Genomic DNA, 21616 nt, shown 5'->3' with positions numbered 1-21616 from the left:
GGCCCGGCCTCGACGAACCGAGGCCGGGCCTGCCGTTTCGGGCGCCGGGTGTGCCCGGCTCACCGCGTCAGATCTTGTCGCGCGACATGGCCTCGACGATTCGCTCGGTCTGCGCGTTGCCCTCCAGGAGCTGACGCACCAGCCACAACCTCAGAACCTTTGCAACCACCGACGCCACGTAGACGGCCGCGCCGACCAGCGTGAGCGCGATGAATCCCATGCTCAGCAGCTGATACGAGGCGATGTCTCGCAGGTCCGACAGCGTCAGCGACGCGATGTAGACGACGAATGCGGCTGCCACCCCGATGATCATCAGCACCATGCCGGCAATCCGGCCCTTCCCGCCGGATCCGTTGCTCGTGGTGCCCAGCCCCAGGGCAGCCACATCCTGCTTGAATTGCTCACGTCGTTCGTCGACCGCAGTGGTCATCGTCATCCTCCTAGGTAGCTGGTAGACAGTTCTTCTTCGATCTCCGCCGGATCGCCCGCGCGCACCACGCGTCCCTGCAGCATCAGCGCGGCACTGGTGGCGATGGGCAGGACGGCCCGAGCGAACTGTTCCGCAACGAGAATCGAGACCCCTTCCGCCGCAAGCTCCCCCACGATGTCATAGATCTGCGAGACGATCCGGGGTGCCAGGCCCATGGACAGTTCGTCGAGCAGCAACACCGTGGGATTCGTCCCGAGCGCCCGCGACAACGCAAGCATCTGCTGTTCTCCACCCGACATCGATCCCGCCAGCTGAGTCCGGCGTTCACCGAGAATGGGGAACCGTGCGTAGGCCACGTCCTCGAGTTCGGCGAGCGTGACACCCGTGCCGGTGGCGATCCACAGGTTCTCTCGCACCGTCAGGTTGGGGAAGACCCCTCGCCCCTCCGGAATCGAGCAGACCCCCAGGCGGGCCAACTCGGCTGCCGATGCCCCGTTCACGACATGTCCGCCGAGCCGGAACTCACCGGACGACACCGGGTGGATGCCGGAGCACACCTTCAGCGTCGTCGTCTTGCCGCCACCGTTGGGTCCGAGCAGCGCGACGACCGCTCCCGGTGCGAGGGCGAGGTCCACCCCGTGGAGCACCTCGATGGAACCGTATCCGGCACGGACGCCGGACAGTTCGAGCAGCGGTTCGGGGCTCATACCGCCTCCTTCTCGGTTCCGATGTAGGCGTTGATCACGGTGGGATCGTTCTTGATCTCGTCGGGGATCCCGCTCGCGAGCACCGCACCGTAGTCGAGCACATGGATCGTGGAGCAGATCTTCATCACCAGCGGAATGTCGTGTTCTACCAAGCAGATCGCGAGCCCGTCGTCGGCCAGACCGGTGAGCAACGCGGCGAACTCCTCGGTTTCCTGCTCCGTCTGACCGGATGCCGGTTCGTCGAGCAACAGGATCTGCGGATCGGTCATCAGTGCCCGCGCCACCTCGACGACACGAGCCCGCCCGGTGGGGATGTCGGACACATCCTGATCCGCGATGTCGCTCAGACCCGTAAGTCGAAGCAGCCGATCGGCTTCCGCTTCTACGTCGATCCGCCCGCGCGAGTTCGCATTGTGGATGTCGCCGGCCACCCGCAGGTTGTCCCGCACCGACAGCGACACGAACAGTTCGAGACGCTGGAAGGTGCGCGCGAGCCCCATTCGTGCCCGCTTGTACGGCGGCAGGGTGGTCACATCGCGACCGTCGACGAACACTCGGCCCGCGGTCGGCTTCTGCAGGCCGGTGACGGTGTTGAACAGCGTGGTCTTGCCGGCGCCGTTCGGTCCGATCAATCCGGTCACGGTGCCGCGCCCGATTTCGATACTCACGTCCTTCACGGCGACGTGGCCACCGAATCGGACGGTGATACCGCGTGTTTCGAGGATCGGCGTGTCAGCCATTGGTGACCAGCTCCTTGTCCGCCCGGACAGGCGGGGTCGACAGGTAATCCGAGATCCCGAGTTCACGATCGATCTCGTCACGTGCCTCGGCGCTGTACGGCTCGTCGAGCCCGATACGTTCCGGGATCAGCGGGCGACGTCGCGCGGCCTCTTCTTCGCCGAGCACCGCCTCCGGCATCAGCCACTGGCCCATCACCGGCAGCATGAACACCGTCGCAATCGTGATCGACGCGAACCACCAGTTGTCGAGTACTCCGACGAGCGCGAGCAGGTACGACACCAGCACCACCGCGGCGCCACCCACCAGAACAGGCTTCGCGTTCGCGAGGTGACGGTAACCCTCGACGACCTGGTGGACGCTGCCACTGGGGTTGGCCGCCACGCCGATGCCGATCAGTGCCGGGCTCACCGCCGCGACGTGCCCGAGGAACGTCCACATGCCCGCAAGGTCCGGCTGTGCGGACGCGAGGTTCGAGAACGAGGTCATGATGACCGCGAAACCGACGCCGGACATCAGACCGCCGAACAATGCGCCCGACACGTAACCGATACCCGCGACCACGGTGAGCATCAGCAACGACAGACTCACCATGATCGAGAAGCTCTCGTTGGACACCGATCCCATCGCACTCGCCATGAAAAGGCCGCCGAGGCCCGCGATACCGGCCGAGAGTGTGAAAACGCCGAGCTTGAGCCGCACGAGACTCTGGCCGAGCATCGCCGACGCGGCGGGACTGTCCTTCATCGCGGCGAGCCGACGACCGTAACCGCTGTTGCGCAGAGCGATGACGCCGACGCCGAGCACCGCGAAGATCACCGTGACCGTCATCAGGAAGGTGGTGTCGTCGCGCAGGTCGAGCGGCCCCACCTTCAGCGGCGGAATAGCGATGTTCCCGTCCGTGAAGATGGAGAACTTGATACCGAACAGCTCGTGCACGGTGGTGTCGCGCAGCACCATGTTGGACAGGAACACCCCGAACGCCATGGTGGCCAATGCCAGATAGAGTCCCCGGAGCCGCAGGGCCGGCAGGGCGATGAGGCCGCCGACCACCGCCGTCGCCGCGACACCGAGGGCGATGCCCCACAGGTTCAGATGGGCGGCGAGCCCGCTGCCGGAAATCCCGAAGTGGAAGGCGACGATGGTCGCGATTGCGCCGAAAGACACCGGTGCCAGGTTCATCTCGCCCGCATAACCGGTCAGCAAGGTCAGCGACAGCGCGATGATCGCGAAGGTCATGCCGATGGTCAGCGTGGTGATTGCCGAGGTGACCATCAGAAGCCGGATCGCGTAGACGATCACCACCAGAGCCACCGCCCACGCGACAGCCTTGCGCACCGACGGCACGTGGTAGCGCTCCCTGGTTCGGGTGACCGCTCCGCGCAGACGGTCCTGCGGCAGCACGATGAGCACGACGAACAGCGCGATCATGGGCAGGGACACCCGCAGGTTCGACGTCCACGTCCACGCCGTCGGGAAGTACGCGAGCACGTAGGTCGCGGCCAGGCCGAGGAACAGAGCACCGGCGAAGGTCCGCGGAATACTCCGCAACCGGCCGAACATCGCGGCGGCGAACGCATCGATCACCAGCAGCGTCAGCATGTTCGCCTCGAGGGTGCCGCCGTTGATCGGGGTCACCAGGATGCCGGCGAGCACGGCGAGCGTCGAGCCCAGCATCCACGACAGTGCGGCGAGCCGGTCCGGGTCGTGTCCGTTGAGCCGCAACAGATCCGGATCGTCGACCACGCCGCGCATGGCCACACCGGAGCGGGTGCGGGTGAACATGACCCGCAACCCGATCGCGATGAGGACAGCGACCGCGATGCAGATCAGTTCGTGGTATCGGATTCCCACCCCGAAGATGTCGATCTTGGCTTGGTCGCCGAAGAACATCGTCATCGTCCGGGCTTGCTCGGGATGCCAGAACCAATGTGACACCGACAGCATGCCGAGCAGAATCGAGACCGTGACGACGATCTTGGTGACCTCTGCCGTGTTGCGCATGCCGCGCATGATGAGGACGTAGAGCGCCAGCCCCATCAATGGTCCGAGGACTCCGAGCACGAGAAGCAGCGCCACCGGGGTGGGCAGTCCCCAGCCGTAGCGGAATTGCCAGTATGCGAACGCCCCGAGCATGGCCTGCGCACCGTGTGCGAAGTTGAAGATGCCCGACGTGTTGTAGGTGAGAACGAGGCCCGACGCGGCGATGGCGTACACCGATCCGAGCACCAACCCCACGATCGTGAAGGTCAGGAAGGTATCCATGCAAGTACCTCTGCTCGAGGGTACCGGCGGTCGCGAATCACGCCGCCGGCACCGGTCGAACGGATCAGGCGGTCGGCCTGATGACGTTCGGGTTCAGGTATTTCGTGGAGATGCGGTCCGGGCCCAGGTCGGTGCCCCATGTCTTCGCGTCGGTGGCGACGAGATACCGGTCGTCACATTTGAATTCGGCGGCTTCCGCGGGGAACGCCTGTGAGTACTCAGCGCCCTTCAGGGACACGACGAGACCGCACGTGGCGGGCATGTTGTTGCCCGGATCGGTGACGGCGTGCAGTCCGCCGCCGTCCCACTCGTGGATCTGCGAGAGTTGGTCGACCATGCACTGGCGGGTCAGGTCCGATCCGCATTCCTTCGCGGCCGTCGCCCACAGCAGGAACGACGAGGTGGCCTGCATACCGAGGAGTGCGGTCTTGCCGCCGGCTTCGGCGACGAGTTCGGTGTACTTCTTCACCGCCGGGACGGCGTCCGTGTTCTCGAGCATCTGGAACGTCATGCCGGCATGCATGTTGTCGAGCAGTCCGGTCTCACCGTTCCAGGTGGGAACGGCATTGGCGTACCAGGTGGCCTCGCCGAGGAGGATCGGATCGATGCCGACCTGGTCGAGCGCCTTGACGAAGTTGAACTCGGCGGGCACCGGCGAACGTGAGGTCCACAAGCCCTTGGCACCGCACTGCTTGATCTTCTCGGCGAACGGGACGTAGCTCGATTCGCCGTCGTAGTTGAGGGTGACACCGCAGTTCTTCAGCGTGAATCCGGCCGCTGCGGCGATCGAGCGAGCCTTGGTGTTCGCGGTGATGATCGTGGGCATCGTGCTGTCGATGACATCGAATTCACCGACGAGTTCGGGGTACATCTCCGCGATCTGGAACCACTGCGACCCGTTCGCGTAGTCGACGGGGAACGGAACACCCTGATAGGTCATCGGCCCGTTCGCCGCGTCGGGCGAGACGGTGAATGCCGGGACGGCCGCGAGGTTGCAGGCGACCCGGGTCTGTTCCGAGGTCTGATCCATCGCGAACCCGTGGCCCACCAGCATGAACTCGGAGGCGCATGCGTTCTGCATGACAGCGTTGGCCTGCGTCATCGCGGCATCGAAATGGGTGCCCACGATCCGGCGGCCGTTGATGCCGCCCTGCTCGTTGCACCAGTCGATCATGGCGGCGACGGCGTCGCCCATCTCCTTGTTCAGGCCGGGGCTCTTCGCGAACCCACGGTCGTCTCCGTAACCGATACGGATTTCGGTATCGCTCACACCCTGGTCGGTGGACCCGCCGGCATCACCTGCACCACAGGGCGATTCGAGAGTTCCGAAGGTCGCCTCCGATGCCGCGGCCGACTGGCCGGCGACAGTAGGCGATCCGGCGGACACGACTGCCTCGCCTTCCCGGTCGGAGGCACAGGCGGACGTCACCACCATCGCGGCCGCCAAGGCCGCCACCAGTTTCGTAGTAGAACTGCGTTTCACTGCGAGGTCTCCTTGGTCTCGACCGAGCCCCGCTCGAATACAGTGGACGGCGAGGGCCGAAGCATCACATCGGCGTGTCGGGTGACGCGAAGGTAGCCAGCGCATCGTGCCCGACCTCGGGCACTCCCGGTGAGTGAGACCTGATAGTGACCGTCACCACAGGTCCATCCACTCAGTGGTACGGCTCACTTCCGGGAAGGTGGGCGGCGTGGCATCTTGTGCGTCACGTGACACGAGTAGTCGTCGGCAACCGGAAAGGCTCGTCCATGACAGCACCCGCAGATCTCCAACAGATGCTGATTCAAGTCACTTCGAAACTCACCGGGCCCGGTGGACGATTCGAGGTCGTCGAAGAGAACGTGCGCGGAAACCGGATGCCGGTGATCCGGAATCGGGACCGGAAGGTCGGCGATCTCGTCGCCGCGTCGAGGGCGTGGGGTGACCGGGACTACCTGATCACGCTCGATCGACGGATGTCGTTCGCCGAGCACGCCGACGCTGTGGCGGCGGTGGCCACCGCGATGCGCGACGAGTACGGCGTCGGCAAAGGCGACCGGGTCGCGCTCCTCGGCGCCAACTCCCCCGAGTGGATCGTCGCCTTCTGGGCGTCGCAATGCCTGGGTGCCGTCGCCGTCGGCCTCAACTCCTGGTGGACGGCGTCCGAACTCGCCTACGGTGTCGACCTCGTGCGGCCGAAGGTCGTCGTGACGGACGCCAAGCGTGCCGACGTGCTCGCCCAGACGGGCCTGTCGGGGTTCACGGTCCTCACCGTTGAAGACGACCTGCCACGGCTGGTCGCCGAGCGGACCGGAGCAGAACTTCCCACGTCCGACGTCGACGAGGACGACCCCGCCGTCATCCTGTTCACGAGCGGGACGAGCGGACGCCCCAAGGGAGCTCTGCATTCTCAGCGCAACCTGCTGGCCGTGGTGGACTACCACCGCTACTCGGACGCGATGGTCGCGCACATGTACGGCCGGACCTACGACGACTCCGTGCCCAGCGACAACCGGTATCTCCTGACCTCGCCGTTGTTCCACATCGCGAGCCTCCACAACCTCGCGGTGCCCAGGCTGGCCACGGGCAGTGCCGTCGTGATGACCGAGGGCCGCTTCGACGTCGATCAGGTCTTCGGGTTGATCGAGCGCGAGAAGGTCACCAACTGGGGTGCGGTGCCGACCATGGCCGCACGCATGCTCGAGCACAAGGACACCGACCGCTACGACCTGTCGTCGCTGTCTGCGTTCGCACTGGCCTCCGCGCCCTCGTCGCCGGCGTTCAAGAAGCGGCTGCGCGAGAAGTTCCCGTTTGCGGACCAGGCTCTTGTGGACAGCTACGGCCTCACCGAGTGCAGCACCGCGGTCGCCGTAGCCACCGCGGGCGAGCTCGAGGCGTTCCCCGGAACCCTCGGACGACCGATCCTCACCGTCGCGATGGAAATCCGCGATCCTCTCGGTGATGTGGTGCCCGAGGGCGTCGAAGGCGAAGTCTGCGTTCGCAGCCCGTTCGTGATGCTGGGGTACTGGGAGGACGAGGCGGCGACCGCCGCGGCGATCACGCAGGGCGGCTGGTTGCGCACCGGAGACTTCGGTGTACTCGAGCAGGGACGACTGAGGCTGACCGGCCGACGCTCGGATCTGATCCTTCGCGGCGGGGAGAACGTGTACCCCACCGAGATCGAGCAGGTGCTCGACGAGCATCCCGCAGTCCAGGAATGCGCGGTGGTCGGCGTCGATCACGAGGATCTGGGGCAGGAGGTGGCGGCAGTGGTCGTGCTCCGTCCGGGCTCCGACGTCAGTGAACAGGACCTGCGCGACTTCTGCGCGGAACGGCTCTCGTACTACAAGGTGCCCGCACACTGGCGGATCACCGGCGACGCACTCCCCCGAAACGCGACCGGGAAGATCCGGAGACGCGATGTGACCGTCTAGGAACGGGACGGCCGGCCACGGTCACCCTGCCCCGGCGAGCGGCCGCGTTGTTCGATTCCGAACAGCGCGGCCGCGTTGTCGTGGCACACCGCCCGAAGCCAGTCCGAATCCGGTGCGACACGTGCGAGTGCCTCCAGTTGATGGAGATACGTGTAGGGAATATTGGGGAAGTCGCTTCCGAGAAGGATTTTCGACCGCAGGACGTCGAGCCTCGGCAGAGCCTCCCGAGGAAACGGCGTGTCCTCCTCGACGAAGTCGGTGAACGCCATCGTGGTGTCCAGGTGGACCCGCTCGTACCTCTCCGCGAGATCGAGGAAGTCGACGTATTCGGGTAGCCCCATGTGCGCCACGATCACCGTGAGTTTCGGGTGCCGCCACAACAATTCAGCCATCGGCCCCGGTCCCGTATGGGTGCCGGGCGCCGGTCCCGACCCGCAGTGCACCACGATCGGCACCTCGGCGTCCTCGAGCAGGCCCCACACCTCGGTCAGCAGCGGATCGAGGGGTGTGTAGTCGCCGACCTGCAGGTGCGACTTGAACACCTTCGTCCCCGCGTCGAGCGCGGAGGTGACATACGCGCCCGCCTCTGGTTCGGGATAGAAGGTCGAGGTATGGAGGCAGCCGGGAGTGCGGGCGGCGAAATCGGCTGCCCACGAGTTGAGCCACGCCGCCATGTCGGGCTTGTGCGGGTACACCATCGAGGTGAAGCACCGCACCCCGAACGCCCGCAGTCGCTCGACCCGCTCTTCTTCGCTGGTCCGGTACGAAATCGGCCAGTGCCGGCCCACCAACGGCCCGGCCGAGTCGAAATATGCCCACACCTTGTCCATGACGCTGGTGGGCATGAAGTGGGTGTGCACGTCGACGAGTTCGTCGAGGCCGTGTTCCCGCCGGAACCGCGCGATCTGATCAACCTCGCTCATGCCGCGACCGTACCCGAGCGGCCCAGAGCGGCGTGCCGGGCCGCACGCCTCGTCAGAAGAGCGTGAGTTCGACGTCTCCGGCTCTCGCCGTCTCTGCCCGCGCCACCGCGCGCGGCAGCGGATCGGGTACCTCGATGGGCCCGGGCCGGGCCGCGACTTCCCGGGCCGCCTCGCCGGCGAGCGTGTCGGCGACTTCGTTGAAGTGGTTGCCGACATGGCCCCGTACCCAGCGGAACCGCACCGGTCCGGCGCGTTCGACGAGTTCGCGGTCGATGGCACGCACGAGTTCGATGTTCTTCACCGGCGATCCCGTGGACGTCTTCCAGCCCTTGCGTTTCCATCCGGGCAGCCACTCGGACGCACATTTGATGGCGTACTGCGAGTCGGATTCGATGATCATGGGTTCGGTACCGGGATGCGCACGCAGTGCCTCGAGCACCGCACGGAGTTCGGCGATCTGGTTGGTACCGGAGCGTTCACCCCCCGATGCACTCGGTCCTTCGTGATTGACCCACGCCCATCCGATGGCGCCACCTGGATTACGCAGGCAGGATCCGTCGGTGCTCACGATGATCATGTCGCCGACCATAGCCTTTCCGTCCGACACCGGGAAACCGTCGCGGCCGTCACAGAAGTCCGACCGCTACAGAGGTACGGTAGGTCGGTGACCGCGTCCGTCAACGATGCCGCACCTGTCGACACTCTCGTGAGGGTGCCCGGGCCCGTCGACGTCGCACAAACCCTACGCCCGCTGCAGCACGGACCCCGCGACCCCTGCCACCGCCGTGACGGAAGTGCCCTCTGGCGTGTGTCGCGCATGGAGACGGGTCCTGTGACCTACCGGATCACGCAGGCCGGGACCGATTCGGTCCGTTGTCTCGCGTGGGGCCCCGGCTCCGGGGAACTGCTCGATCGGCTTCCCGCTCTCCTCGGCGCCCACGACGACCCGTCCGGATTCGCTCCCGCTCATCCCGCGCTCGCCGAGGCGCACCGCCGCATGCCCGGTCTGCGCATCACCCGCACGGGCCGCGTACTCGAAGCACTCGTCCCCGCCGTCCTCGAGCAGCGGGTGCACGGCATCGCGGCGTTCGCCTCCTGGCGTCACCTGGTCACCCGCTTCGGGGAGCCCGCGCCCGGTCCCGCACCGCAGGGCATGCGGGTGCCGCCGAGCGCGGAGGCGTGGCGGCGGATCCCCTCGTGGGAGTTCCACCGCGCGAACGTCGACCCTGCGAGGGCGAAGACCATCGTGCGGTGCGCCCAGCTGGCCGACTCGCTCGAGCGTCTCGTCGACGACGATCCAGCGCGAGCGCGTCGCGCGCTGCGTTCGGTGCCCGGCATCGGGGTCTGGACGGCCGCCGAAGTCGCGCAGCGGGCCTTCGGCGACGCCGACGCCCTGTCTGTCGGCGACTATCACCTCGCCACGGTCGTCGGCTGGGCACTGCTCGGTTCGCCGCTCGACGACGCCGGCATGGTCGAGTACCTCGAACCCCTTCGGCCGCATCGGTATCGAGCCGTGCGGCTGCTCGTCGAATCCGGAGGATATTCGAGCGTCCCGCGGCGAGGCCCGCGTACCGCGGTCACCGATCACCGCCGTCACTGATCGTCAGCGCTGTCACAGCCGCCACGACCACAGCCGTCACCGATCGGCACGATTCCCGCCGCCAGACTGCCGACCTCAGGGAGGTGTACGAATGTCCGACCCCGACAACTATCCCGTGCCGACCCGGCTCGACCATCTCCCGAGCTTTCTGCTGACGCAGTCCGCCATGCGGGTGCACCGCGTGGTGTTCGACCGTCTCGATGCGGCGGGCGCACGCGGCCATCACTACCGGATGCTCTCCGCCCTCGACGAATTCGGCCCGTCCAGCCAGGTCGAACTCGGACGCCGATGCGGTCTCGACCGGAGCGACGTCGTTGCATGCATCGACGCACTGGCCGACCGCATGTACGTCCGGCGCGCCTCCGACCCCAAGGATCGCCGGCGCAACATCGTCAGTCTCACGCGGAAAGGCCGCGACCGCCTGGCAGAACTCGAACGCGTGCTCACCGCCGTGCAGGACGAAGCTTTCGCGCCGCTCGACGCCGACGAACGCGAGCAACTCGTCGCCATGCTGACGAAGATCATCGACCACCACGTCCACCTCACATCCGAGCGGCGGCCGTAGGCGCGCACACCGGCGACAGTCGTACGCTGGATAGGTGCGATCGGCAGAGATCCTGCAGGTCCCGCGCTCGAAAGGATCCCGGTGGAAGCAAAAACCTGCAGCGAATCACGAGTTGTCAAGACCAATAGGGTCTTTCCCAACGACGTCAACGATCACAACACCCTCTTCGGCGGGAAGTTGATGAGTGATATCGACATGACCGCGTCGATTTCGGCGACCCGCCACAGCCGCGCATCCGTGGTTACGGCCTCGACCGACTCTGTGGCGTTCCTCGCACCTGTGCACCAGACCGACTCGGTGTGCCTCGAGTCGTTCGTCACCTGGACCGGTCACAGCTCGATGGAAGTGTTCGTGAAGGTGACCGCCGAGAATCTGCGCAGCGGAGACCGCCGCATCGCGGCGACTGCCTTTTTGACGTTCGTGGCGATCGACGACGACGGGCGACCCACCGCGGTGCCGCCGGTGATCCCGGAATCCGACGAGGAGCGAAAGCTCAACGCCTCCGGTGAGGCGCGCGCCGAACATCGCCGGGCGCACCGTCGCCAGAGTCAGGAAATGGCTGCGTACCTCACCACGAGAAGGCCGTGGTGAGGTAACTCGCCCATCGAGACAACCACGCGGCCCGCTGCTACAGCGACCGTGCGATGAGCACCTTCATGACTTCGTTCGCACCTGCGTAGATGCGCTGTACCCGGGCGTCTTCGTACATCCGGGCGATGAGGTACTCCCGCATGTAGCCGTAGCCGCCGTGCAGCTGGACACACCGGTCGACGACCTCGCACTGCTTGTCGGTGAGCCAGTACTTGACCATCGCCGCATCGGCGGGGTCGAGGCGGCCGCGCAGGTGCTGCTCGATGCAGTGGTCGAGGAAGATGCGGCTGGTGCGGGCGATGGTCTGACACTCGGCAAGCTCGAACGCCGTGTTCTGGAATTCGAAGAGGCTGTGCCCGAACGCTTGTCGCGCCTTGGTGTACCGAACGGTCTCGTCGACCGCGCGCTGCATGGCGCCGGCCGCCTGCGCGCCGATGATCAGACGTTCCTGCACGAGTTGCGCCATGAGCTGCGCGAAGCCCTGTCCTTCTTCGCCGAGCAGGTTCGACACCGGCACCCGCACGTCCGTGAACGACAGTTCCGACGTGTCGGCGGCATGCTGCCCCACCTTGTCGAGCACGCGCCCGACCGCGAAGCCCTCACAGTCGCGCAGATCGACGATGAGCAGCGAGACGCCCTTGGCACCGGCCTTCGGGTCGGTCTTGACGGCGAGGACGATGACGTCGGCCGACGACCCGTTGGTGATGAACGTCTTCGACCCGTTGACGACGTACTCGTCGCCGTCGCGGATCGCGCTGGTCTTGATCGCCTTGAGATCCGAACCGGCTCCCGGCTCGGTCATGCCGATCGCACCGAGGATCTCGCCGGTTGCCATCCCGGGCAACCAGGTCCGCTTCTGCTCCTCCGTGCCGTACTCCAGGATGTAGTGCGCAACGATGCCGCTGTGCACGGAGATGCCGAGCGCGAGGTCGCCGGAGTATCCCTGCGCTTCGAACACGGCGAGGTCGTGCGCGAACGTGCCGCCGCCACCGCCGTACTCTTCCGGAACCGAGCACAGCAGCAGCCCCAGCTTGCCTGCCTCGAGCCATACGTGGCGGTCGATGCAACGCTGCTCGTCCCACTTCTCCGCGTGCGCCATGACCTCGCGTTCGAAGAAGTCGCCCGCCAGTTCCGACAGTGCCCGCACCTCGTCGTCGTGCCACGACGGCACGTGCTTGTTCCTCATGTGTCCCCTTCGTTGATGACCCGCCGGAACGGCTGGATGTCACAGTGTCGCCCGGCGTGCCCGACGCGGCCTCCGGTCAGACGGCGCGCAGTTCCCGCTTGAGCAGCTTGCCGCTCTGGTTGCGCGGGAGAGTATCGACGAAGCGGACGATCTTGGGCACCTTGAATGCCGCGAGCCGGTTCCGCACGTGGTCGACGAGTTCGCGCTCGGTGACCGTGTGACCGTCCTTGAGCACGACCACCGCGGTGACCGCCTCGATCCACTTCTCGTCGGGGGTCCCGATGACGGCGACCTCCGCAACGGACCCGTGCGTGTAGAGGGCGTCCTCCACCTCACGGGAGGCGACGAGGATGCCGCCGGTGTTGATCACGTCCTTGATCCGGTCCACGACGGTGATGTACCCCTCCGGATCGCGCGTGACGAGGTCACCGGAGTGGAACCAGCCGTCGCGGAAGGCTTCCGCGGTCGCGTCCGGGTTCTCCCAGTAGCCGAGGCACAACTGCGGCGACCGGTAGAGCACTTCACCCGGTTCGCCGTCGGGAACGTCGTTCCCTTCGGCGTCGACGACGCGGGTCTCGACGAACAGCACCGCGCGCCCGCACGACGAGGGGCGGTCGGCGTGCTCGTCGGGCCCGAGCACGCAGGCCAGGGGGCCGATCTCGGACTGGCCGAAGCAGTTGTAGAAGCCCAGGTCGGGGTAGCGCTCGCGCAACCGGTTGAGCACCGTGACCGGCATGATCGACGCGCCGTACTGCGCTTTGCGCAGCGACGAGAGATCGCGCGTGTCCAGATCGGGATGGTTGGCCAGGGGGACCCACACGGTGGGGGCGAGGAACAGCGATCCGATCCGCTCGGATTCGACCAGGCGCAGGATCTCCGGGATGTCCGGGGCCGGCAGCAGGGTGATCGTCGCGCCGACCGCGAGGTACGGCAGCAGGAACACGTGCATGGCCGCCGAGTGGTACAGCGGCATGCAGATCAGCGGGTTGTCGTCGGCGCGCAAGTCGAGGGCGACGATCGACGACGTGTACTCGTGTACCAGTGCGCCGTGAGTCATCATGGCGCCCTTGGGCTTCGACGTGGTTCCCGAGGTGTACAGCAGTTGCACGAGATCGTCGGCGGACGGCGCGGCGTCGAGTGCCGGCACGGGACCGTCCGTCGCCTCGCTCAGCAGCGACGCGTCCTCGTCGCGCAGTGCGAGCACGTGCTCGGCGGGAACGTCGGGCAGAACGCGGTCGAGTTCGCCGCGCAGCGCCGGATCGACGAGCACAGCCTTGGCCCCGGACTGCGCGAGGAGATAAGACAATTCTTCGCCGCGCAGCGCGTAGTTGATCGGCACGTGCACGAGACCGGCGCGCGCCGCCCCGAGGTAACCCAGCACATACGCGTCGGAATTGGTGCCGTACCCGGCCACGCGATCGCCGGCGGTGAGGCCGAGGGACAGCAGACGCGCGGCGGTCCGGGACACGGCGGCGTCGAGTTCCCGGTAGGTGAGGCTGCGATCGGCGAACCGCAACGCCACACGGTCGGGGAACCGGGCGGCGGAACGGTGCACTACAGCGTCGACGGTGTTCGCACGGGGATCGGAACTCATGCGGGCAACGTTATAGGACGTCCAACAATTGGTCGAGACCTAGCGCTCGATAAGCGCCGCGGTCACCGTCCCGTCCACACCGGCGCACGCTTGTCGACGAACGCGGACATACCCTCCTGCGCGTCGTCGAGGACGGCGTTGGTCGCCATCGTCTCCGCCATCGCCTCGTACGCGGCGTCTTGAGGGAGTTCGATCTGCCGGTAGAACGCCTCCTTGCCGATCCGCACCGTCACCGGCGACGCGGCCGCGATCTTCACCGCGAGTGCCGTCGTCTCGGTGTCCAGCGCCTCCGCCTCCACGACGAAGTTGACCAGGCCCCAGTCCGCCGCCGTCCGGGCATCGATCATGTCGCCCGTGAGCAGCATCTGCAGTGCGCGTTTCCGCCCGACGGCCCGGCTGACCGCGACCATCGGTGTCGAGCAGAACAACCCGATCCGTACGCCGGGTGTTCCGAACTCCGCACTGTCCGCAGCCACCGCGAGGTCGCATGCGGCGACCAGTTGACAGCCCGCCGCCAACGCGGGCCCCTGCACCGACGCGATCACCGGCTGAGGGATCGCCTGCACGGTCTTCATCATCTCGTTGCAGGTCTCGAAGATGGCGCGCTCTTCTTCGAGGGTGCGCCCGATCATGTCCCGCAGATTGTGGCCCGCGGAGAACGCCGGCCCCTCCGCACGGATCACGATCACCTTCGTATCCGAGGACAGTGCGATCAGCCCCGCGATCACCTCGCGCATCGTGTTCACGGACAACGTATTGCGCTGCCGGGCGTTGTTCAGGGTGAGCACGCCGATTCCACTGGCCTCGTCGACGGCGACGAGTACGGGCGCGGTACTGGTGTCGGTCATGCTCCCAGCCTGCCGGACCGGCCCGGCCCGCACCACCGCGACACTCGGTGAGAACTCAGCGCGGGGCGAGAGCGCGGATCATCGGCGCGGGATCCTCGGAGGGCAGAAGCGCGATCGCCGGCGTCGTCACGCCGTTGTCCATGTAGCGCTCCACGTGCTCACGGCATGCTTCCGGAGGACCGTGCACCACGAGATCGTCCACGACCCGGTCCGGGATCGCCTCGAGTGCCCCCTTGCGGTCACCTTCGGCCCACAGCCGCCACATTCCCGCGAAATCGTCGGACCGTCCGAGGAATTCGTGAAAGGCGCGGTAGACCGGAACGTTCATGTACGCGGCGATCATGCGGCGCCCGATCGCGCGGGAAGTCTCTGCATCCATGCCGGGGAGCACGAAGATCCGCGCGACGATCTCCTTACCGGCGCCGCCTTCGTCGACATACGGGGCAACGGTGCGCACGTCGTCGGCCGACAACCAGTTCACGATCGCACCGTCCGCTTCCCTACCCGCCAGCCTGAGCATGCCCGGACGCAACGCAGCGAGCAGAACCGGCGGCGCGGGGTCCGGGACGAGGCCCGCACGGAAGCCCTGGACCGAGAAGGTGTCGTACTCGTGGCTCACCTTCTCACCGGCGAGGGCGGACCGCAGGAACCGCAGGGTGTCGCGGGCGCGCTTGAACGGTTCCTCGAACGGGATCCCGTTCCACTTCCCGACGATCACGTCGGAGGACGTACCTACCCCCAGCACGAACCTGCCGGGCGCCGCGGCCGCGAGAGTCGCGGCAGACATCGCGAGCGTGGCCGGCCCGCGGGTGTACACCGGCACGATCGCGGTGCCCAGGCGGAGGGACGGGGCCCAGGTGCTCGCCAGCGCGAGGGGCGTGAAGGCGTCCGCAGCCCCCGCCTCCGACGACCAGACGTCGGTGTAACCGAGATCCGGCAACTCCTCGATCACCCGTCGTTGCTCGGAGAAGGGAATGCCGTCGAGCGGAATGGTGAGGCCCCACCGCCGTGTCGTGTTGTCCGTCATGGGCGACACCCTAGTCATCATGTGGCCCCTGTCACCCGGTGAGCTGTCCTCCCCGGTCACACGGCCGCGCCGTATGCTGGCATGTTGTGCGAATCGGTCAGCTCTGGCGTTATCCGGTGAAGTCGTTCGGTGGAGAGCGCATGGACGCAGCCACCGTCGAGTCGGACGGACTGCGCGGAGACCATGTGTGGGCGGTCGTCGATCCGGAGACCGGCGATGTCGCAAGCGCAAAGCGGTTCCGCCGCTGGGGTTCTTTGCTGTCGTGCCGTGCGCGACTGCTCGACGAAGTCGATCCGCGCGACCCTGCCGCCCTGGAGATCACCCTGCCCGACGGCACTGTGGTGCACGGCAACGACCCCGCTGTGGAGGATCTGTTGTCGGACACGACCGGACGGCCCGTCCGGCTGGAGACCCGCCCGCGCACCTACGACGAAGCGCCACTCCACCTGGTGTCCACGTCCGCGGTCGATGCGCTCGGCACCGGGGACGCATCGGAGATCGCGCTGCGTCGTTTCCGGCCACAGATCGTCGTGGCGACGGACGAGGATGCGGGATTCCTCGAAGATGGCTGGGTCGGGAAGCAGGTCGGGATCGGATCCGCGACGGTCGAACCGAACAAGCTCACCTCGCGGTGCGTGATGGTGACGCTCGCACACCAGGAGGTGCCCGCGCGGCGCGACATGCTCCGCACGGTGATGGCGCGGCCGGTCGCACCGGGACTCACGGACGATAAACCAGGTGCGTACGTCGGGGTCTACGCGACCGTCACCCGGTGCGGCCTGATCGCGGTGGGGGACACACTCGAGATCCGGTAGTCCGCCCGAGACCGATAGACATATCGTTTTTCGATATGTATAACGAATATCGATATTATCGACTTTCGTTATGCCGGGAGGCCCCATGGACACCGTCGAATCGGAAGCTGTCACGCCCATCGAGACATCCAAGAAGGACCGCAGAGACCTCTGGGCGTCGATCACGGTGTTCGCGTTGGTCGCCGTGGTCGTCGTCGTCAACTATCTCGTCGGGCTCCTCGACGACCTGAAGAGCGGGACCGTGACCGCACGGATCTCGTTCGACGACGTGCCGCCCCCGACCATGTTCTCTCCCAACGGGACCGAGGTTTCGGTCGCATCGACCACCGATATCGTCCTCCGAACCGACACCGTCTCGCCGGTGGCCGTCGGCTTCCTCCGCAGCGCCGATGCGCTGGAAACGATCGGCTACCTCATGGTTCTCGGTCTTCTCACCTGGGTCATGGTGCGGTTCCTGCGCGGAAGACTGTTCGACCGAGGCGCCGTCCGCGGAGTGTGGGCTGCGTCCATGGCTGCCATCGTCACGATCATCGCCCCCACCTTCCCGCGCGTGCTCGGCTCCAATCTGGTCATCCGGGATCTGGCCTGGCAGGTCGACCTCGACTACGCGCAACTCGGCCCCGAGTGGTGGTACGGCTACGTCTTCTGCATGGCCCTCTCCGCGGTGGCGGTGGCGCTTCGCATCGGCAGTCGCATGGCCCGTGACAACGAGGGACTCGTCTGATGCCGCCCGACAACGATCACGCCGTGCGGTGCCACCTCGACGAGCTGCTCGAGGCACGCGGCATGACGCTGGCGCACCTCGCCGACCAGGTCGGTGTGAGCGTCGTCAACCTGTCGGTACTCAAGAACGGGCGCGCCCGCGCGATCAGATTCTCCACCCTCACCGCGGTATGCCGGGCGCTGAACTGCACTGTCGGGGAACTCCTCTCGGTCGACGAAGAACCCGAAGCCCACGATCGACGGGCATGAGTGCCGGTCAGTTCACCGCGCCCGTGGCCGGCAGGATGCGCGTGCGGACCTCACCGAATCCGATACGGGTGCCGTTCCGGCCCGGGGCTGTAGCCGAGATGGCAATCTCGTCACCGTCTTCGAGGAACGTGCGTGTCTTGTCCCCCACCCGCACGGGTTCGGCACCACCCCACGTGAGTTCGATGAACGCGCCGCGCTGGTCCTTCTCCGGCCCGGAGACGGTCCCGGAACCGAACAGATCACCGGTCCTCGTGGCCGCCCCGTTCACCGACGTGTGGGCGAGCATCTGCGCCGGCGACCAATACATCTGCGCGTACGGGGGACGCGACACGACATGGCCGTTCCATTCGACGGCGAGATCGATGTCCAGACCCCACTTCTCGTTGCCCGTCAGATAGGGCAGCGGTTCCGGGTCCTGCACCGGTGTGTCGATCCGCGCGGCCTCGAGAGCGGCAAGCGGCACCACCCACGGAGAGATGGACGTCGCGAACGACTTTCCGAGATTGGGCCCGAGCGGGACGTACTCCCACGCCTGGATGTCGCGGGCCGACCAGTCGTTGAGGATCACCGCGCCGAAGCAGTGGTCGGCGAACTTGTCGGGAGCGATCTGCGAGCCCATCGGCGAACCGACGCCCACGACGAACCCCATTTCCGCTTCGATGTCGAGCCGGATCGACGGACCGAAGACCGGAACCTCGTCGTTCGGTCCCTTGCGCTGACCGCACGGGCGCACGATATCCACACCCGAGGTCACGACGGTGCTGGACCTGCCGTGATACCCCACCGGCAGGTGCTTCCAGTTGGGCATGAGCGGGTCGGGGTTCTGGGGACGGAACAACCGGCCCAGGTTCGAGGCATGATTCTCGGAGGCGTAGAAGTCGACGTAATCCGCGACCTCGATCGGAAGATGCAGCGTGACGTCGTCGACCGGGAATACCGCGTCGTCGTCGAGGCTGCCGGTGATCGCGTCCTGGATCGCGGCACGGACCTCGGCCCACCGCGTGCGCCCCTGGGCCATGAACGCGTTGAGCGACGGTTCGGCGAAGACGATGTCGTCGAACAGCCGGCTCAGGTCGAGAACCGAATCACCCACGCGCACACCGACGCGCGGTTCGGTATCCGCGATGGAGAAGATCCCGTAGGGCAGGTTGTCCGGTCCGAAGAGTGAGCCCTCGGGGATTGCGATGACAGCGCGTCGTGGGCGGGTCATTCCCCTGCTCCCGGAGTGCGAGTCCAACTGCGCGCATAGGACGGGTCCTCGCAGGCGAGTGCACCTTCACCGAGTTCGAGCGGGCGGAAGGTGTCGACCATGACGGCCAGTTCGTCGAAGTACCCGACACCGATGCTGCGCTCGTAGGCACCGGGTTGCGGACCGTGCGCGTGACCGCCCGGGTGGACGGAAACCGACCCCTGCCCGATGCCCGAACCCTTGCGGGCTTCGTAGTCTCCGCCGCAATAGAACATCACCTCGTCCGAATCGACGTTGGAGTGGTAGTACGGCACCGGAATCGCGAGCGGGTGGTAGTCCACCTTGCGGGGCACGAAATTACAGATCACGAAGTTGTTGCCTTCGAACGCTTGATGCGCGGGTGGCGGCCGATGGACACGGCCGGTGATCGGCTCGAAGTCGTGAACGGAGAACGTGTACGGGTACAGGCAGCCGTCCCACCCGACGACGTCGAAGGGATGATGCGCCAGCACATATCGCGTGCCGACAATCCCGCGTGACGTGCGGTGCTTGACGAGGACGTCGACGTTCTCCTCCTCGACCTGTACCGGTTCCGCGGGACCGTGCAGGTCGCGCTCGCAGAAGGGGGCGTGCTCGAGGAACTGCCCGTACTTCGACAGGTAACGCTTCGGCGGAGCAATGTGGCTGTTCGCCTCGATGATGTAGGCACGCAGTGGTTCGTCACCGGTCGGCACCCAGCGATGCGTGGTGGCTGCCGGCAGCAGCACGTAGTCGCCGGGTTTCGCCGAAAGAGTGCCGAAAACCGTGTAGACATCGGCGGTTCCGGACTCGACATACACCATTTCGTCGCCGACCACGGTGCGGTAGAGCGGTGATTCCTTCGACGAGACGACATATGAGATCCGCACGTCCGGGTTCCCGAGGATCAGACGACGTCCGGTGACCACGTCGGTCTCCGACCAGATCTCCGGGGGGAAGAGCTTGTGGAGTTCGAGGTGCCGTGGTGCGAGCGGGTGGTTCGGCGCGGTGTTCTGGTCGCCGAGTTCCCATGTGGTGGCGTCGGCGATCGCGGACGGGATGTACCGGTGGTAGAGCAGCGACGAGTCCGAGGAGAATCCCTCCTCGCCCATCAATTCCTCGTAGTAGAGGGCGCCGCGGTCGTCCCGGTGCTGGGTGTGACGCTTGGGCGGGATGACGCCGAGCTGTCGGTAGAACGCCATGGTTCGACTCCCGGGGGTTCCTGGGGTGGTGCCGCGCAGGTCGGTGACGACGTTACAGCGACACCGCCGCCGACGAGCGGGACAGCGGGCGCAGTGCTTTGAACCACGCCTCACCGATGCTCCACGCCGCCACCACCACGACTACGACGAGGATCCCCTGAGAGAAGCGCGCCATCTGTTCGGGTCCGCCCGCGAAGGTGACACCCGAAAAAACGGCGTCGAAGAACGCAGGGTTGAGAAACCTGTCGCTCGACAGCAGCCAGACCAGCGGAATCGCGAGAAGCAGGTTGAGAACGGTGTCGACGCCGGCCAGCAGAATCGTCCGGCGCCGGACCGTGTACTTGACGATCTCGAACACGGCCTCGAGCGCCAGTACGGCGAGGAGCACCGGCATCCAGAAGTTCCACAGGTCCGGTGCGATGAACGGGATCGGGGCACCCTCGGAGTCTTCGAAGGAAGAGGACGTCCGCTGCGCGATGAACACCACGATGAGGAACACGAGCATTCCGACGGAAAAGACGGTATCCCCCAGCGACACGCGTCCGTTGGTGACGGACTGCGGTAGCCGGTCGACGGTCCACTCGGCGGCGAAATCCTTGCGACGGGTGCCGTTGCGCTCCAACACGGCGAAGACGACCGTGACCCAGAAAACGATCTGCAGGGCCACTTCCACGGTGCTGGACAACCCCGTGACGAGCACCTCGACGCCGGTACTGCCCCCGATGAGGTCGACCACGAGCAGGATCGCCCCGACGAGAGGAGCAATCCACAACAGCGCCTTCAGCAGGCGCCACCAGTCGAGGAAGAACTCGGGCCCGATCAGGTACATGGGGCGTCCCGCGAGCCCTGCCGCGAGTCGGTCCGGATCGCCGAGGTCGGTGAGTACCGCGGCCTCCGCATCCACCGGTGACTCGCCCGCCGCGATCCGGGCGTCGACGGCGTCCGCGATCGAGCCGCGGAGTTCACGGCCGATGTCCTGATGCTTGTCGGCAGGAAGGCTGCGCAAAGCTGCGGCGATGTAGCGGTCTGTGAGCGTCATGATGCGCCTTCTTCCGAGGTGGATGCGATGGCCTGCAAGGTGCGAGCGAGACCCGACCACTCGTCGAGGAGCCGCCGCGCAACTTCCGCGCCGGCTTCGGAGGTCCGGTAGAACTTGCGTGGTCTCGCCTCGTCGGTGTTCCACTCGCTGACGAGCAGGCCTTGCTTTTCGAGTCGTCGCAGCAACGGATACAGCGTGCCGGCGTCGACTGCGATTCCGGCGGCTGCGAGAGCCTCGAGCAATCCGTAGCCGTAGCCGGGAACGCGCAGCATCAGGAGGCTCGCGACGACGACGGACCCTCGTCGCACCTCCTGGTCGTGCCCGGCATACTCATCAAGATCACTCATGCGGCTCACCATACTGTGTGAGACACACTATTGTGAAGAGCCGGAGTCCTGTATCCATTGCTGGGTTGGTTCACCCCGGCGTGACCCACGCTTTCTCCACGCGCCCCATGTGCACTCCGCCACTTGGTTCTACGAATCAGCACACA

The 21616-nt window shown here is 66.3% G+C and carries 22 protein-coding genes; 7 read left to right on the top strand and 15 right to left on the bottom strand.

The window, feature by feature from the left end:
• Positions 1-67 precede the first annotated feature (67 nt).
• The 5 genes from ACFWBU_RS18005 to ACFWBU_RS17985 all read right to left on the bottom strand — a co-directional run bounded on the left by ACFWBU_RS18005 (position 68) and on the right by ACFWBU_RS17985 (position 5623).
• A complete protein-coding gene (locus ACFWBU_RS18005) occupies positions 68-436 on the bottom strand; it encodes a hypothetical protein (RefSeq protein WP_206037392.1) in 369 nt (122 codons plus the stop codon).
• Positions 433-1137 carry an ABC transporter ATP-binding protein gene (locus ACFWBU_RS18000; protein ID WP_378528892.1) on the bottom strand — a complete coding sequence of 235 codons (705 nt, stop codon included), beginning with the start codon at positions 1135-1137 and terminating at the stop codon, positions 433-435. The genes ACFWBU_RS18005 and ACFWBU_RS18000 overlap by 4 nt, the downstream gene beginning before the upstream one ends.
• Entirely contained in the window at positions 1134-1877 is a 744-nt protein-coding gene (locus tag ACFWBU_RS17995) for an ABC transporter ATP-binding protein (protein ID WP_378528891.1), read from the bottom strand. The genes ACFWBU_RS18000 and ACFWBU_RS17995 overlap by 4 nt, the downstream gene beginning before the upstream one ends.
• Positions 1870-4140 carry an ABC transporter permease gene (locus ACFWBU_RS17990; protein ID WP_169653303.1) on the bottom strand — a complete coding sequence of 757 codons (2271 nt, stop codon included), beginning with the start codon at positions 4138-4140 and terminating at the stop codon, positions 1870-1872. The genes ACFWBU_RS17995 and ACFWBU_RS17990 overlap by 8 nt, the downstream gene beginning before the upstream one ends.
• 64 nt (positions 4141-4204) lie before the next feature.
• On the bottom strand, positions 4205-5623 hold the full coding sequence (locus ACFWBU_RS17985; RefSeq protein ID WP_169622872.1) for an ABC transporter substrate-binding protein: 1419 nt from the start codon (positions 5621-5623) through the stop codon (positions 4205-4207).
• Positions 5624-5889: 266 nt separating this feature from the next.
• Here ACFWBU_RS17985 and ACFWBU_RS17980 point away from each other — a divergent pair, with 266 nt between their 5' ends.
• Positions 5890-7554, top strand: coding sequence for a class I adenylate-forming enzyme family protein (locus tag ACFWBU_RS17980; RefSeq protein ID WP_169622871.1), 1665 nt, complete (start codon positions 5890-5892; stop codon positions 7552-7554).
• Here the strand turns inward: ACFWBU_RS17980 and ACFWBU_RS17975 are convergent.
• Both ACFWBU_RS17975 and ACFWBU_RS17970 read right to left on the bottom strand, forming a co-directional pair.
• Positions 7551-8477 carry an amidohydrolase family protein gene (locus tag ACFWBU_RS17975; RefSeq protein ID WP_378528890.1) on the bottom strand — a complete coding sequence of 309 codons (927 nt, stop codon included), beginning with the start codon at positions 8475-8477 and terminating at the stop codon, positions 7551-7553. The two genes, ACFWBU_RS17980 and ACFWBU_RS17975, sit on opposite strands and share 4 nt — an antisense overlap.
• A gap of 52 nt (positions 8478-8529) precedes the next feature.
• Positions 8530-9054: a ribonuclease H gene (locus tag ACFWBU_RS17970; protein WP_169622869.1), complete on the bottom strand. Its 525-nt coding sequence runs from the start codon at positions 9052-9054 to the stop codon at positions 8530-8532.
• Positions 9055-9141: 87 nt separating this feature from the next.
• On the opposite strand from ACFWBU_RS17970, the gene ACFWBU_RS17965 reads away from it, so the two are divergent.
• The 3 genes from ACFWBU_RS17965 to ACFWBU_RS17955 all read left to right on the top strand — a co-directional run bounded on the left by ACFWBU_RS17965 (position 9142) and on the right by ACFWBU_RS17955 (position 11233).
• Complete coding sequence (locus ACFWBU_RS17965; RefSeq protein WP_378528889.1) at positions 9142-10077, top strand: DNA-3-methyladenine glycosylase family protein; 936 nt, start codon at positions 9142-9144, stop codon at positions 10075-10077.
• A gap of 91 nt (positions 10078-10168) precedes the next feature.
• Positions 10169-10642, top strand: a complete 474-nt coding sequence (locus ACFWBU_RS17960; RefSeq protein WP_169622867.1) for a MarR family winged helix-turn-helix transcriptional regulator — start codon at positions 10169-10171, stop codon at positions 10640-10642.
• 81 nt (positions 10643-10723) lie between these two features.
• Complete coding sequence (locus tag ACFWBU_RS17955; protein ID WP_169622866.1) at positions 10724-11233, top strand: acyl-CoA thioesterase; 510 nt, start codon at positions 10724-10726, stop codon at positions 11231-11233.
• A 37-nt stretch (positions 11234-11270) separates the two neighbouring features.
• Here the strand turns inward: ACFWBU_RS17955 and ACFWBU_RS17950 are convergent, their stop codons facing one another.
• From ACFWBU_RS17950 to ACFWBU_RS17935, 4 genes are all read right to left on the bottom strand, one after another.
• The gene (locus ACFWBU_RS17950; RefSeq protein ID WP_169622865.1) at positions 11271-12419 is read right to left on the bottom strand and encodes an acyl-CoA dehydrogenase family protein; all 1149 of its coding nucleotides are present in this window, start codon (positions 12417-12419) and stop codon (positions 11271-11273) included.
• Positions 12420-12495: 76 nt separating this feature from the next.
• Positions 12496-14013 (bottom strand): acyl-CoA synthetase, encoded by a 1518-nt coding sequence (locus tag ACFWBU_RS17945; protein ID WP_296549194.1) that lies wholly within the window; start codon positions 14011-14013, stop codon positions 12496-12498.
• A 62-nt stretch (positions 14014-14075) separates the two neighbouring features.
• Complete coding sequence (locus tag ACFWBU_RS17940) at positions 14076-14861, bottom strand: enoyl-CoA hydratase (protein WP_296549193.1); 786 nt, start codon at positions 14859-14861, stop codon at positions 14076-14078.
• Between the two features lie 55 nt (positions 14862-14916).
• Positions 14917-15888, bottom strand: coding sequence for an LLM class F420-dependent oxidoreductase (locus tag ACFWBU_RS17935; protein ID WP_169622862.1), 972 nt, complete (start codon positions 15886-15888; stop codon positions 14917-14919).
• A 38-nt stretch (positions 15889-15926) separates the two neighbouring features.
• Between ACFWBU_RS17935 and ACFWBU_RS17930 the strand changes: the two genes are divergently transcribed.
• The 3 genes from ACFWBU_RS17930 (at position 15927) to ACFWBU_RS17920 (ending at position 17675) form a co-directional block, all read left to right on the top strand.
• A complete protein-coding gene (locus ACFWBU_RS17930; protein WP_378528888.1) occupies positions 15927-16703 on the top strand; it encodes an MOSC domain-containing protein in 777 nt (258 codons plus the stop codon).
• A gap of 85 nt (positions 16704-16788) precedes the next feature.
• Positions 16789-17427 (top strand): hypothetical protein, encoded by a 639-nt coding sequence (locus ACFWBU_RS17925; protein WP_240955245.1) that lies wholly within the window; start codon positions 16789-16791, stop codon positions 17425-17427.
• Positions 17427-17675 (top strand): helix-turn-helix transcriptional regulator, encoded by a 249-nt coding sequence (locus tag ACFWBU_RS17920; RefSeq protein ID WP_169653296.1) that lies wholly within the window; start codon positions 17427-17429, stop codon positions 17673-17675. The genes ACFWBU_RS17925 and ACFWBU_RS17920 overlap by 1 nt, the downstream gene beginning before the upstream one ends.
• A gap of 7 nt (positions 17676-17682) precedes the next feature.
• On the opposite strand, the gene fahA is transcribed toward ACFWBU_RS17920, so the two are convergent.
• Genes fahA through ACFWBU_RS17900 form a run of 4 tightly spaced genes read right to left on the bottom strand, consistent with a single transcriptional unit; the run spans position 17683 to position 21470 of the window.
• Positions 17683-18885, bottom strand: coding sequence for a fumarylacetoacetase (gene fahA / locus ACFWBU_RS17915; protein ID WP_378528887.1), 1203 nt, complete (start codon positions 18883-18885; stop codon positions 17683-17685).
• Positions 18882-20084, bottom strand: coding sequence for a homogentisate 1,2-dioxygenase (locus tag ACFWBU_RS17910; RefSeq protein ID WP_378528886.1), 1203 nt, complete (start codon positions 20082-20084; stop codon positions 18882-18884). The genes fahA and ACFWBU_RS17910 overlap by 4 nt, the downstream gene beginning before the upstream one ends.
• Before the next feature lie 52 nt (positions 20085-20136).
• Complete coding sequence (locus ACFWBU_RS17905) at positions 20137-21123, bottom strand: permease prefix domain 1-containing protein (RefSeq protein WP_378528885.1); 987 nt, start codon at positions 21121-21123, stop codon at positions 20137-20139.
• The gene (locus tag ACFWBU_RS17900) at positions 21120-21470 is read right to left on the bottom strand and encodes a PadR family transcriptional regulator (RefSeq protein ID WP_378528884.1); all 351 of its coding nucleotides are present in this window, start codon (positions 21468-21470) and stop codon (positions 21120-21122) included. The genes ACFWBU_RS17905 and ACFWBU_RS17900 overlap by 4 nt, the downstream gene beginning before the upstream one ends.
• Positions 21471-21616 lie beyond the last annotated feature (146 nt).

It is taken from the genome of Rhodococcus sp. NPDC060084 (assembly GCF_042730335.1).
GTDB lineage: Bacteria > Actinomycetota > Actinomycetes > Mycobacteriales > Mycobacteriaceae > Rhodococcus.
The sequence above is the reverse complement of the archived record's forward strand: the minus strand, read 5'-3'. Positions and strand labels throughout refer to the sequence as shown.

Coding starts and splice junctions, on each gene's coding strand:
- fahA (WP_378528887.1), bottom strand. CDS start 18,885: ATGACCCGCCCACGACGCGCTGTCATCGCAATCCCCGAGGGCTCACTC.
- ACFWBU_RS17945 (WP_296549194.1), bottom strand. CDS start 14,013: ATGAGTTCCGATCCCCGTGCGAACACCGTCGACGCTGTAGTGCACCGT.
- ACFWBU_RS17950 (WP_169622865.1), bottom strand. CDS start 12,419: ATGAGGAACAAGCACGTGCCGTCGTGGCACGACGACGAGGTGCGGGCA.
- ACFWBU_RS17920 (WP_169653296.1), top strand. CDS start 17,427: ATGCCGCCCGACAACGATCACGCCGTGCGGTGCCACCTCGACGAGCTG.
- ACFWBU_RS17910 (WP_378528886.1), bottom strand. CDS start 20,084: ATGGCGTTCTACCGACAGCTCGGCGTCATCCCGCCCAAGCGTCACACC.
- ACFWBU_RS17925 (WP_240955245.1), top strand. CDS start 16,789: ATGGACACCGTCGAATCGGAAGCTGTCACGCCCATCGAGACATCCAAG.
- ACFWBU_RS17970 (WP_169622869.1), bottom strand. CDS start 9,054: ATGATCATCGTGAGCACCGACGGATCCTGCCTGCGTAATCCAGGTGGC.
- ACFWBU_RS17900 (WP_378528884.1), bottom strand. CDS start 21,470: ATGAGTGATCTTGATGAGTATGCCGGGCACGACCAGGAGGTGCGACGA.
- ACFWBU_RS17980 (WP_169622871.1), top strand. CDS start 5,890: ATGACAGCACCCGCAGATCTCCAACAGATGCTGATTCAAGTCACTTCG.
- ACFWBU_RS17940 (WP_296549193.1), bottom strand. CDS start 14,861: ATGACCGACACCAGTACCGCGCCCGTACTCGTCGCCGTCGACGAGGCC.
- ACFWBU_RS18000 (WP_378528892.1), bottom strand. CDS start 1,137: ATGAGCCCCGAACCGCTGCTCGAACTGTCCGGCGTCCGTGCCGGATAC.
- ACFWBU_RS17960 (WP_169622867.1), top strand. CDS start 10,169: ATGTCCGACCCCGACAACTATCCCGTGCCGACCCGGCTCGACCATCTC.
- ACFWBU_RS18005 (WP_206037392.1), bottom strand. CDS start 436: ATGACGATGACCACTGCGGTCGACGAACGACGTGAGCAATTCAAGCAG.
- ACFWBU_RS17995 (WP_378528891.1), bottom strand. CDS start 1,877: ATGGCTGACACGCCGATCCTCGAAACACGCGGTATCACCGTCCGATTC.
- ACFWBU_RS17905 (WP_378528885.1), bottom strand. CDS start 21,123: ATGACGCTCACAGACCGCTACATCGCCGCAGCTTTGCGCAGCCTTCCT.
- ACFWBU_RS17935 (WP_169622862.1), bottom strand. CDS start 15,888: ATGACGGACAACACGACACGGCGGTGGGGCCTCACCATTCCGCTCGAC.
- ACFWBU_RS17975 (WP_378528890.1), bottom strand. CDS start 8,477: ATGAGCGAGGTTGATCAGATCGCGCGGTTCCGGCGGGAACACGGCCTC.
- ACFWBU_RS17990 (WP_169653303.1), bottom strand. CDS start 4,140: ATGGATACCTTCCTGACCTTCACGATCGTGGGGTTGGTGCTCGGATCG.